The sequence below is a fragment of the Flavobacteriales bacterium genome, from assembly GCA_016712535.1.
GTDB lineage: Bacteria > Bacteroidota > Bacteroidia > Flavobacteriales_F > PHOS-HE28 > PHOS-HE28.
In genome coordinates, this window is sequence record JADJQW010000002.1 from 1,344,453 (window position 1) to 1,356,666 (window position 12,214).

General features: G+C 62.0%; 7 protein-coding genes. 4 read left to right on the forward strand and 3 right to left on the reverse strand.

The annotated features are described in order from the left end of the window. Positions 1 to 244: 244 nt before the first annotated feature. Complete coding sequence (locus tag IPK70_05480) at positions 245 to 820, forward strand: peptidylprolyl isomerase (GenBank protein MBK8226608.1); 576 nt, start codon at positions 245 to 247, stop codon at positions 818 to 820. Here the strand turns inward: IPK70_05480 and IPK70_05485 are convergent. Together IPK70_05485 and IPK70_05490 are read right to left on the reverse strand one after the other, a co-directional pair. After that, the gene (locus tag IPK70_05485) at positions 817 to 2,049 is read right to left on the reverse strand and encodes a DEAD/DEAH box helicase (GenBank protein MBK8226609.1); all 1,233 of its coding nucleotides are present in this window, start codon (positions 2,047 to 2,049) and stop codon (positions 817 to 819) included. The genes IPK70_05480 and IPK70_05485 overlap by 4 nt on opposite strands. 87 nt (positions 2,050 to 2,136) lie before the next feature. Continuing rightward, positions 2,137 to 4,041 carry a sensor histidine kinase gene (locus IPK70_05490; protein ID MBK8226610.1) on the reverse strand — a complete coding sequence of 635 codons (1,905 nt, stop codon included), beginning with the start codon at positions 4,039 to 4,041 and terminating at the stop codon, positions 2,137 to 2,139. A gap of 59 nt (positions 4,042 to 4,100) precedes the next feature. Here IPK70_05490 and IPK70_05495 point away from each other — a divergent pair, with 59 nt between their 5' ends. The 3 genes from IPK70_05495 to IPK70_05505 all read left to right on the forward strand — a co-directional run bounded on the left by IPK70_05495 (position 4,101) and on the right by IPK70_05505 (position 10,804). Beyond that, positions 4,101 to 4,838, forward strand: coding sequence for a copper homeostasis protein CutC (locus IPK70_05495; GenBank protein ID MBK8226611.1), 738 nt, complete (start codon positions 4,101 to 4,103; stop codon positions 4,836 to 4,838). Positions 4,839 to 4,870: 32 nt separating this feature from the next. Next, complete coding sequence (locus IPK70_05500; protein MBK8226612.1) at positions 4,871 to 6,811, forward strand: hypothetical protein; 1,941 nt, start codon at positions 4,871 to 4,873, stop codon at positions 6,809 to 6,811. Positions 6,812 to 6,940: 129 nt separating this feature from the next. Next, positions 6,941 to 10,804, forward strand: a complete 3,864-nt coding sequence (locus tag IPK70_05505; protein MBK8226613.1) for a T9SS type A sorting domain-containing protein — start codon at positions 6,941 to 6,943, stop codon at positions 10,802 to 10,804. A gap of 576 nt (positions 10,805 to 11,380) precedes the next feature. Here IPK70_05505 and IPK70_05510 read toward each other — a convergent pair. Beyond that, the gene (locus IPK70_05510; GenBank protein MBK8226614.1) at positions 11,381 to 12,133 is read right to left on the reverse strand and encodes a hypothetical protein; all 753 of its coding nucleotides are present in this window, start codon (positions 12,131 to 12,133) and stop codon (positions 11,381 to 11,383) included. Positions 12,134 to 12,214 lie beyond the last annotated feature (81 nt).

Below are 12,214 nucleotides of genomic sequence, written 5' to 3' on the forward strand. Positions count from 1 at the left end.
AGGGCTGGCGAATGTAAACCAGCCGCGCCCACCATTGTTCGGTCTTCTGGCATCAGGAGGCCATGCCTCGCAGAGCGGTGGCTCGTCCTCATACATTTGCCGCCCATCGGTGAACACAAATACTCACAACCACATGCCGCTCACGTACCTCTGTTCCGCGCTCTTGGCCCTCTCTGTTGCGGCCTGCTCCAGTAGCGATGGCGCGTCCGCGGACGACCAAACAACCAAGAAGAACGTGGAAACACTGCCCGAAGGCGTTTACGCCCGCATCACGACCAACAAAGGCGCGATCCTGATCCGATTCGAGCACGAGAAGGCGCCCATGACGGTGGCCAACTTCGTGGCATTGGCCGAAGGCAAGATGAAGAACACCGCGAAGCCGGAAGGCACGCCGTACTTCGATGGATTGATCTTCCATCGGGTGATCCCCGGCTTCATGATCCAAGGCGGCTGCCCGCTGGGCACAGGCACCGGTAATCCCGGTTATGCCTTCGCGGATGAGATCCATCCCGATCTGAAGCACACGCGGGCCGGCACCTTGAGCATGGCCAATGCGGGCCCCGCGACCAACGGCAGCCAATTCTTCATCACCAACGGGCCCACCCCGCACCTCGATGGCCGTCATGCGGTCTTCGGTTACGTGGTGCAAGGCCAGGATGTTGTGGATGCCATTGCGGGTGTTCCACGTGGCCGCGGCGACAAGCCGAACGAGGATGTGGTGATGCAGAAGGTGGCCATTGAGCGCGTGGGCAAGGCTGCCAAGGCATGGGATGCCGTTGCCGTGCTCAAAGCCAATCAGGCCAAGTTCGTGCAGCGTTAGCGCCTGCCGCCACGACCGGACCCTCGGCCTCCGCTTCGGCGGGGGCCGTTCCTGTTTTCACGCTTCCCGCCCTGCGGGTCGTAAGCAGGTCCGGGAGGAAGGCCGGCAGGCATGGGCATCTTCTTCACTTCATAGCCGATCAATGCCTCGATGCGGCCGAACTCCCGCATCTCCTTCTCGTTCACGAACGTGATGGCCGTGCCTTTGCGCGCGGCGCGGGCGGTGCGGCCTACGCGGTGCACATAGTCCTCGGGGTCCTTCGGCACATCATAGTTCACCACCAGGTCGATGTCATCGATGTCGATGCCCCGGCTCACCACATCGGTGGCCACCAGGATGCGCAGCTTGCGATTGCGGAAGGCGAGCATGGTGGCCTCGCGCTCGCTCTGGTCCAGGTCGCTGTGCATGCCGCTGCAGCTGAAGCCGCGCTTCTGCAGGTGCCGGTTCAGGTTCTTCACCTCCACCTTGCGGCCGGCGAAGATCACGATGCTGGTGGCCTCGTTGGAGCGCAGGATGTTCTCCAGCACATCGGCCTTCTTCATGTCGTACACCACGTAGGCCTGCTGGTCAACGCCTTCGGCCGGCTTGCTCAGCGCGATGGTGATTTCCACAGGGTCGTGCAGCACCTGCTTGGCCAATTCGCGGATGGCGGGGGGCATGGTCGCGCTGAACATCAGGGTCTGCCGTTCGGCAGGCAGGAACTTGATGATGCGCTTGATGTCGTCGATGAAGCCCATGTCGAGCATGCGATCGGCCTCATCGAGCACCAGGAACTCCAGGCCTTTCACGGGCACATAGCCCAGGTTGAGGTGGCTGAGCAGCTTGCCCGGGGTGGCCACCACTACTTCCACGCCGCTGGTGAGCGCCTGCTTCTGCTGGTCGAAGGTGTTGCCATCGCTGCCGCCATAGAGCGGGATGCTCGTGATGGGCGTGTAGTAGGCGATGGCCTGCATCTGCTGATCGATCTGCAAGGCGAGCTCGCGTGTGGGCACCACCACGAGCGCGCGGATGCTGCCTTCCTCCTTCGGCCTGTAGCCGGTGATCACATCGATGAGCGGGAGCAGGAAGGCAGCGGTCTTTCCGGTGCCGGTCTGCGCGCAGGCAATGAGGTCTCGGTGGCCCAAGGCAGCAGGGATCGCTTGCTGCTGGATGGGCGTTGGAACCTTGATGTTCATGGCATCGAGGCCCTGTAACAGGTCGTCGCTGATGCCGAGAGAATGGAAATCCATGTTTAGAGGAAGGCTGCGCAGGAATCGGTTCGCGCGCGTGCGCTCTGCTTTGAGCGGGGCCGAAGATAGTCGGCCATGTTCGGGCGCTCAGGATGCCTTGCGGAGGGCGAGGCTATCCGGCGCCAGATCCAGGCAGAAGGTGGTCTGCAGCCCTGGTGTGCAGGTGATGGAGCCGTTCAGCTGCCCTGCAAGCGCGCTCAGGAGCTCCATGCCGAAGCTTCCCTCCCGCAGTGAACCCGCTGCCATGGCACTGTCGTCGCAATACCGAAGGCTGAGGGCCGCGCCTTCCGCGCGCGCCACCATGCGGATGGAGCCGATGGCGTCCGGAGCGATGGCGTGCTTTAGGCTATTGGTGAGCAGCTCGTTCACCATGAGGCTGATCGGCAGCATCTCGGAAGCACTCAATTCAATGGCCTGCGCGTCGATGGACACTGATACGCGGTCGTGCCGGCCATGGGCCACCAGGACATTGCGGGCCAGGTCATGGAGCTGTTCGCGCAAAGGCAGTGCGCTATCGTCTCCGAGGCGGTAGATGGATTGATGCACGAGGGCCATGGCGCGCAACCGCCCGCTGGCTTCGCGCAGCAAGCGCTCAGCCGCAGGGTCGCTCAAGGCACCGCACTGCATCTGCAGCAGTGAGTCGATGGCCTGCAGGTTGTTCTTCAGGCGGTGGTGCATCTCACCCAATGCGATGCCGTTCCGCTCTTCGCGCATCAGGGTGTCGGCCAGGCGCATGTTCTGGCGCTGCAGCTCGAGGCTGCGGGCGTGGATCTCCTCCTTCTGCCTCTCGATCACAGCGCTCTTCAGCTTGCTCCTCTTGGCGGATCGCTGATGGCGGCGGGCCAGCACAAGAAGCGCCGCGCTGAGAACGGCCAATCCCGCAAGGGCAGCGATCAGCGCCCGGTTGTTGGCGAGTTGATCGGTCAATTGGGCTTCGGAACGAGCTGCGCGTTCGGCTAGTTCGTCTCGGTCCTGCTCATGGGCATCCTGTTCATGCGCCATGAGGATGCCGGCCAATGCCAGCTGCCGTCCGGCGCGCTGCGCGGAATCGCTCTCTTGAGCGATGCGCACCATCAGGTCATGGGCACTCTTCCAATCCTTGGCCGCTGCAGCAAGGCTGTACCGGGCTCGTTTCAGTTGAAGGCTGGTGCTCCCAGCAGGCAATTCGCCCGTGAGCTCCTCGGCTTCGCGAAGATGCGCTTCACCATCCGCGATGCGCCCGGCTTGCGCCGCCCAAGCCACCATGTCCATGGCCAGGTCGAAGCGGTCCTGCGGAGTCCCATCAGTACCGATGGAGCGTTGTGCCGAGACCAAGTGCGGAAGGGCATCGCTGAACCTGTTCTGAGCCAACAGCGCGCGTGCCACCAGGCAGCGCAGGCGGGCCTGTTCAATGGCGGGCAGCGCGGCCGTGTTGGCCAGGGACCGTTCGGTGCTGCGCAAGAGCTCGTCGTGCCTCCCCGCCCTGAGCAAGGTTTCCATCAGGAATCGCTCGGCTCTGGCAATCGCTGAAGCATCGCGCATGGGAAGGGTGATGGCCAAGGCCTGACGCGCATGCTCCACGGCCTGCTCCGAACGGTCGGCGGCACGGTAGCACTGAGATAGCTCCTGCAGATCGTTGCTCAACAAGGCAGCATCGCCGAGCGCCCGTGCGATATCCACCGAGCGGAGCGTGGAGTTCAGGTGCTCGGGAACCATGCCGAGCCGCAGCTGTGCGATGCGCTGCGCGGCCAGCGCCTGGTGGAGCAAGAGCTGATCGCCATCCATCTCTGCCATGCGCACGGCATTGAGGGCGTGCGCCAGTGCAGTTTGGGGATCATGCGCCAATACGCGGCCCGAAAGCTGGCAAAGCGCTCTGGCGCGCTCTGCGGCCGTGGCATCCGCATCGAGCACGAACCGCAGGCTGTCCCCAGTATCTGAGGCGTGCGCCGCGGAACCGGCTCCGGTGAGGAGCACGAGCACAAGTACCGCAGCGGCTATGGGTCGATTGGGCATGGCGCCTTGCTACGTTGCATTCAGCACCTTGTTGCATCGGCGGCGCTTATGTTCGCTGCATGCGGGTGGCTGTGGAGGTGTGCGTGGCCTCGTTCGCGGAAGCGGTTGCTGCGGCCTCCGCTGGTGCGGATACCGTGGAGGTATGCACCTGGTTGGCCTGCGGGGGCGTTACGCCCAGCAATGGCCTTGTGGATGCGATCCGCGGCGCTGTTAAGATTCCCGTGCGTGTGCTGGTGCGTCCTGCGCCCGGCGGCTTCGTGTACAAAGGCGCAGAGGCGCACGCCATCCTGGTCGATGCTGAGGTCTTCGGCGGCGGGGCCATGGGCATCGTAACCGGCGGGTTGACGGAGGCAGGTGCTCCGGACGTGGCTCTCCTCCGCGAGGTGATGCGATTGGCACCGGAGAGCGAGATCACTTTCCATCGTGCCATCGATCATGCAGCAGACATGCTGCGGTCCGTGGATGATTGCACCGAGCTCGGCCTGCATCGCATCCTCACTTCTGGCGGTGAGACGCTGGCCATGGATGGCGCTTCGCCTTTGAAAGCGATGGTTGAGCGCGCAGGTGATCGGCTCACGATCGCTGCAGCGGGCGGCATCAATCCGCGGAATGTGGTGGAGCTGGTGGGGCGGACAGGCGTGCGCGAAGTGCATTTCGCGGCGCAGAAGCCGAAGTCCTCTGGTTCGCACGGTGCTTCCATGAGTTCAACCAACGTGGGCGTCAGCTTCGAGACGGAACCTGACGTGGCCAAGATCGAAGGGGTGCTGAATGCATTGGTGAAAGCGGGGCTCAGATGAGGCGTTGGTTGGGGGTTGCAGGTTGGGTCGGGTTGAGGGTTGCTGCTCTCGGACAGGAGGTCCATATCCCGCTTAACGAAGAATGGAGCTTCACGCAGGCGGGCAAAGAGGATTGGCGCAGCGCCGAAGTCCCTGGCGTAGTGCAGACCGATCTGCTGCGGCACGGGCTGATCCCCGACTACATGCAGGGCAGCAACATCGACAGTGTGCAATGGATCGAGAACGAGGACTGGATCTACCGGCGCACGCTCTTCGTAGCCGATACGCTGTTACGGCACCAGCACCTCGATCTCGTCTTCAAGGGCCTCGACACCTTCGCGGAGGTCTACCTCAACGACTCGCTCATCGGCAAGGCCGACAACATGTTCCGCACCTGGGAGTGGCCCATCAAGCCCTTGCTGCGCCTGGGTGAGAATAAGCTGAAGGTCATCGTCCGCAGCCCGATCAAGGAAGGCGCGAAGCTGCGTGACTCCTACGGTATCCAACTGCCGCACGACAGCGATCCCAGCGGTGTCAGCCCCTACATCCGTAAGGCAGCCTACCAGTTCGGCTGGGACTTCTGCCCGCGCCTGGTGACGAGCGGAATCTGGAAGGGCGTGGAGCTCAGGGGGTGGAGCGATGACCGCATCCTACGTGCTGGAGCCTTCCTGAACACGGGAACGGAATCCCTCATGGCGAGCTGCCTGATCGAGACCACGGCGCTTTCGGACTCCGTCACCATGCTCATCGTGCGGCTGGGTGACAAGCACCAGCTATCGATGCGACCGCCGCACCGCTCGGCCAACGTCGTCAGATTCCTCTTGGACAGCGCTGACCTCTGGCAGCCGGGTCGAATGGGACGCGCTGCGACGCTCCCAATGGAAGTGCAGCTCCTCCAGGGTTCGCGCTTATTGAGCAAGTGGTCTCAGGAGTTTGGCCTACGTACGGTGGCGCTGGCGCAGGAAACCGACTCGGCGGGCAAGTCCTTTCAGTTCATCGTGAACGGCGTTCCCGTTCTCATCAAAGGCTGCAACGTGGTTCCGCCTAGTATGCTGCCCGGGCCGAGCGCGAACGATGCCTGGCTTCATCTCGTCCGCAGCATGAAGGGCGCAGGGATGAACATGGCGCGCATCTGGGCCGGCGGCGTGTATCCGCCGGAAGAGTTCCTGCATGCGTGCGATACCGCGGGCATCATGATCTGGCAGGACTTCATGCTCGGCAGCCTTGCTCCGTTCGACATCCGCTCGTTCGAGAGGAACGTAGGGGAGGAAGTGAAGGAACAGTACCGCCGGCTCTCCGTGCATCCTTCGTTGGCGCTCTTCTGCGGCAACAACGAATTGGCGGTGGCATGGCGGAACTGGGGCTGGCAGGATCGCTATGGCATCCACGGCGCGGATTCCGTGAAGGTGGAGTCCGTGAATGATCACTTCTTCAACAAGACGCTCGCGAAGTGGGTGGAAGAGATGGGCAGCCTCGATTACCTGCCCTCATCACCGGTGAGCAACTGGGGCAACGTCAAGGGCCTCACCGAAGGCGACCTCCACTACTGGGGCGTCTGGCACGGCGACAGCACCTTCTCTTCCTTCAAGAACAACGTGGGCCGCTTCGTGAGCGAGTGGGGCTTCCAGAGCTATCCCGATAGTGCGCTGCTGGCCAAGTACAACCCTGCGGACAGCCTGTACCTCGGTTCCTCCACGGTGAAGCGCATGCAGCGCAGCTACAAGACCGACCGGCCCATCTGGGAGGCGATCGACAATGAGATAGGGGATAGGCCCGAGACTTTCGGCGAGTTCGTGCAGGCCAGCCAATGGGTTCAGGCCAAGGCATATCAAATGGCCATTGATGCGCACCTGGATGCCCGTCCGCATTGCATGGGCACCTTGCTCTGGCAGCTCAACGACTGCTGGCCCGGCCCTAGCTGGAGCATCATCGATTACGAAGGCAACCCGAAGCCTGCCTTTGAGGCGGTGAAGAAGGCGTACGCAAGACCCTGAGGACTAGCGGCAAGGCACGTACGAATGAGCCTTCCAACAAGCGTTGTTGACAGGTAGTTCGAACGCGCTGAGATGGCAGGTTCAAAAAACTACCTTCGACGCCAACTCAACGGACCTAAAACCAAGACCATGTCTCGACTTGGACGCCTGCTCAGCGTTTTGCTGGGCTCATCGCTGATAGCTTCGGCACCAGCCCTTGCTCAAGGGAATTGCCAGAACGAAACCCTGTTCCCCAGCGGGGCCATCACCCCGGATGCTGGTGGCGCGGTCACCAGCATCTCAACTTGCAGCTACGAGTCGGAGTACTCGCAGGTCACTGGCATCCAGAGCGGCGCCACCTACCGCTTCCGCTTGGAGTCCGGTGGCTACATCACCGTTCGTGAAGGCGCTCCCGGAGGGCCTGTGGTGGCGCAGGGTTTTGCCATCGTGGATTTCACCGCCACCAGCACGGCAGACCTCTACCCGCACTGGACGGTGGATGATGCCTGCACACAAGAGTCAGGCACCTGCATCGAAACCAGCGTGCAGTTCTTCGGGAATTGTTCGCCTGTCCTGGCCTTTGCCACGGTGGTGGAGGATTGCGCTGGCGGCTTCTTCATGATCAACGTGGATGTCATCTCCACCGGCGATGGCGCCACGGTGACCATCACCTACGATGTATTCGGTTCGGTGCTTAGCCTGCCTGGCGTGGGCACCGGCATCACGGAACTGGGTCCTTTCTTCCCGGGCGAAGAGGTGGCCGTCCTGGTTGAGCATGAGACCAATCCGGACTGCAGCCAGGACCTCGGCCTGATCGTGGAGACTGGCGAGTGCCCGGTGTACATCTTCTGCGGCGAGGCAGCGCAATCCTTCGGCTACTGCTACAACAACGATGAGACGAAGGTGTGGAACTACACTTCACTCGGGGGCTCGGGCTCACTGATCCTCGATTTCATCAGCGGCAACATCGAAGCGAGCTTCAACGACCTGCTCACCATCTATGACGGAACGGACAACACCGCCCCGATCCTCTTCCAGCACACCGCTCAGGGCGACTTCGACCTGAGCGATGTGTTCGTGGCCAGTTCCAGCGGTTCACTTCACATGGAATTGATCACCAGCCCATTCAACTCTTGCGCTGATGGCCTTTACCAGAATTGGAACTGGCAGGTGCAATGCCTCAATTGCCAGCTGCCTCAGGCCACGGCCGTCAATGTCGATGACTGCGTGAACAACCAGTTCAGCGTGGACGTGGATGTGCTCAGCACAGGTGATGGCAGCTCCGTGACCATCGTCTACGCCGTGAATGGCGGCACGCCCGTGACCATGACCGGGATCGCGGCCGGCATCACCACGCTCGGGCCCTTCACCATCAACGACCTCGTCTCGGTCTTCGTGCAGCATGAAAGCGATTCCGATTGCAACATCGAGCTGGGCGTGATCACCGATGGCGGCGATTGCCCGAACCTGATCCCCTGTGGATCCCCGGCGCTGGTTGAGACCTATTGCTACGAGCCGAGCGACTTCCAGACCTGGGAGTACCAGAGCATCGGCACGGGCACCTTGCGGCTGCGGTTCATCCGAGGCACTATTGAGAGCAACACCTTCGACGACCTGCGGATCTATGATGGCCCTGATGCCACAGGCACACTGGTCTTCGAGCACACGAATACGCAGGCGTACAACCTCGGCCCGGTGGGCAGCGCCATCAACAATGCGCTCACGACTTATTACGGGGTCGAGATCTACAGCACCACCGGCCAGATCTTCATGGAGATGAGCTCGGATGGCTCGGTGCAATGCGGTGGGCCATTCCCCACCACCACCTACGACGCCTGGGAGTGGGAGGTGGTCTGCCTCGATTGCGAGATCCCGCAAGGCACGGTGACCGTGGTTGACGATTGCGCCAACGACCAGTTCAGCCTGGATGTGGACGTGACCAGCACGGGTGATGCCACCACTGCTTCGGTGATCTACACGGTTGATGGCGGTGCGCCCACCACGCAGACCGGCCTCCCGCTCGGCGTCACCACCATCGGGCCCTTCAACTTCGGGGAGATCGTGAATGTGACCCTCGCCCACGAGAGCAACAGCCTCTGTGATATCTCCAAGGGCAACTTCACCGACACCGGCACCTGCCCCGAGCTGATCACCTGCGGCACGCCGATCACCGTGAGCTATTGCTACGCGAACAACAACGATGTGCGCTATTACTACCAGGGCACCGGCACCTTCCCGCTCGGCATCCTCTTCACGGCGGGCACCGTCTTCGTCGGTGACCTGGTCGAGGTATACGATGGTGGCGACATCAACGCACCGCTCATCTACTCTGGTAACGGCAACGCCACGGACATCACGGGCCTCTTCTTCTTCACCACCAACCCCCAGCATCGCATGACGGTGCGGATCCTGGCCAACGGCTTCACCGATTGCGCCACGAGCGCGGTGCAGAACCCTGTGCAGTTCTCGGTGGACTGCCTCGATTGCGTGCCGCCTACGGCCACCTTCGGCATCGTGCAGGATTGCTCCAACTTCCAGTACTCGGTCTCGGTGAACATCAGCAGCCTGGGCAGCGCCAGCAGCATGCAGATCACCAACACCGGTGGCGCGGATGAGGTTACCGCGAATGCGGCCGGCACCTACACGGTAGGGCCTTTCACCAGCGGTACCCCTGTATCGGTGACCATCGTGAATGCAGCCAATGGCCTCTGCAGCATCTCTTCCGGCAGCTTGGTGAACCCGCTCTGCCCCACCTTCCTCTGCGGATCATCGCCGCTCACAGAGACCTACTGCTACGTGAACAGCGACAACCGTGCTTGGGCTTGGGAAGCGCCTACTCCAGGCGCCACGATCAACCTCGCATTCGTTCGCGGCACGGTGGAGAGCAACACGTGGGATGACCTGACCATCTACGATGGTCCCGATGCCAGCAGCCCGATCCTCTTCAGTCACGGAGCGGGCACCACGAACCTGGGCCCAGCGGGCAGTGCGATCCTGGGCGCGGCCTTCACCTACGAGACGGTGAACGTGACCAGCACCGGACAGAACCTCTACATGACCTTCACCTCCGATCCGTCGGTCGCATGCACGGGCAGCACCAATTACGATCCCTGGGAATGGAACGTGACCTGCACCGGATGCGCTGCTCCTGGTGTGAGCTACAACCTCATCGCTGATTGCCTGCACCGCTCCTATACCACTGAGGTGATCGTGACTGCAGCACCTAGTTCAGATGGAATGACCATCGAGAACGTGATCACCAGCCAGTCCCAGAGCGTAACGGCCATCGGTATCTACACCTTCGGGCCATACGAGGTAGACGACCTCTCGATCTTCGGCGTCACGGACCTGAGCGAGCCGGGTTGCACTTACCTGAGCGATTCGCTCACCTACCCGAGCGACAGTTGCCACATCGTATCCTGTGGCTTCGACAACTATGAGTACTGCTATGAGAACGATGAGGACCGGTGGTACACGTACGTGTCGCAGATCCCGGTGCCCACCACCATCCAGTTCCTGCAAGGTCCGATGCTCGCTGGTGACCGCATCATCGTATACAACGGTCCGGATGATGGATCGACGGTGATCTACCAGGGCAACAACGGCGGGAACCTCGCTGGTTTCGCGGTGAACTCGCAGAACGCGTCCAACACCATCACGCTCCGGATCCAGAGCAATTCCGCCGGGTCCTGCGATGATGGATTGGTGCCTCTCCCATTGCGCTGGTCGGTTGGCTGCGGAGCTGTCGGCATCGAGGAGGCTGGTGGCAGCGGGTTCAGCCTGTACCCGAACCCGACGGATGGGCTGCTCTACATCAGCTTCGGTGGCGTGCAGGGAGCAGCGCGCGTGCGTGTCCTCGACATGAGCGGCCGCACGGTGATCGATGCGCCAGCGAATCTCCAGGCGGGAAGCGTGGGCACCATCGACATGAGTGCCTTGCAGAGCGGCCAGTATGCCGTTCAAGTGAGCACCGCCGATTGGAACCGCGTGCAGCGCGTGCAGTTGGCGCGCTGATCAAGGTTGAGGAATTGAAGAAGCCCCGGCGCAAGCCGGGGCTTCTTCTTTCTGGGTGACGGCTTCAGGTGTTTGGATCGGAGGGCTCCGATGCGAAGATTCGACGGGCACGCGCATTCGAGCAGGTGTGGTGCGATGGCTTGCTATGGCCATCGGTCCGATGCAAGTGCCCGTTGTTTCGCGATCGATTCCTCCCAGGTGAAGGCGATTCGCGCACGCATCAAGTCCTGAGAAGAAGCGCATCATGCCATCCAGGCATGTTGCGCCGGGATCTGTGGCAGCCCCCAGCGGGGGCGGCGGCTATGATCGCGCAGCACCGGAAGTGGGATCCCAGTTCTGAGGGTGAGGCGCCCATGATGGATGCAGGCACCGGCGCGATGTCGCTCGCGGCGGTCGTCTGCAGCCCGTATTCTCGGTTCGCCCATGAGGGACATATAGCATGGCAGCAATCCGGGTGCGAGCGTCGCGATCTGATCGAGCATCTAGGCTCCGGATAGGGTGATGCCAGTAGCACGCTTGCCGCAGATGCAGTTCATTCCCGGGTTCATCGAATGGGAGTGAATGAGGTGGAAGGACCTACTCGATGCATTCGAGCGTGAGCGCATGCAGGCGGGCTGCCGTATCGGTCGTTCCTGGCTCAGCTTCTTGCAGCAGACTCTCAAAACGCAGGCGCTTCCCGGTCCATTTGAAGCGGTGAGCGATACCGACCTCAGGCGAACCAGGACCGTGCAAGAAGACGATATCGCCATCCTCCATTCCGAAGGCGAAATCCGTGAGCACTTCATAGCGGTTCATGACGAGGCCTGCAATGCTGCCTTCGGCATCAAGGACCACCACGCTCGAATCACTTGCGCGCAGGTAGCGGCCGGCGAGGGTGCGCGAGTTGATCGCCTCGTGCTCTGAGCGGGTCCGAACGAAAAGCATGGGCGTGCTATCACCACCTCGCCGTATCGAAAGCCGGTCCGGATCCTGTTCCGCCTCGATCAGCAGCTCGCCCCAGTCTCTATGCGGGTCATCTGAAGGACGACTTCTGAACGCCTTGGTCGCGGTGTCGAAGCCGAGCATGGCCTCCGTGCCGCCTTCATGCGTGCCGTACCAGCTCCAGCGCAGGCTATCACCGGCGGCGTTGCGCTTCATTTCCATGACGAGGATATCAGTGATCACCTCCCGGCATGCGAACGGTGAACGCTGCTGCTCCAAACAACGGCAATAGCCCTCAGGCATCCAAAGCCCCTCGAGGGCCAGAGCCATTGCGCGGGCCTCGATCACCGGATTCCTTTCCTGTGGCTGGTTGCCCTGCTCATTCGGCGAGGTGCACCCGAACGCCATGAGCAGGATGAAAGCACTTGATGGTCGATTCGGCATGCCGCAAAGCAACGCGGCCGCTCCATTGGAGCAGCCGCGCCGTTG

Excerpts from the sequence above, each read along its gene's own strand:
- IPK70_05495 (MBK8226611.1), top strand. The coding sequence starts at position 4,101 with ATGCGGGTGGCTGTGGAGGTGTGCGTGGCCTCGTTCGCGGAAGCGGTT.
- IPK70_05505 (MBK8226613.1), top strand. The coding sequence starts at position 6,941 with ATGTCTCGACTTGGACGCCTGCTCAGCGTTTTGCTGGGCTCATCGCTG.
- IPK70_05510 (MBK8226614.1), bottom strand. The coding sequence starts at position 12,133 with ATGGCGTTCGGGTGCACCTCGCCGAATGAGCAGGGCAACCAGCCACAG.
- IPK70_05490 (MBK8226610.1), bottom strand. The coding sequence starts at position 4,041 with ATGCCCAATCGACCCATAGCCGCTGCGGTACTTGTGCTCGTGCTCCTC.
- IPK70_05485 (MBK8226609.1), bottom strand. The coding sequence starts at position 2,049 with ATGGATTTCCATTCTCTCGGCATCAGCGACGACCTGTTACAGGGCCTC.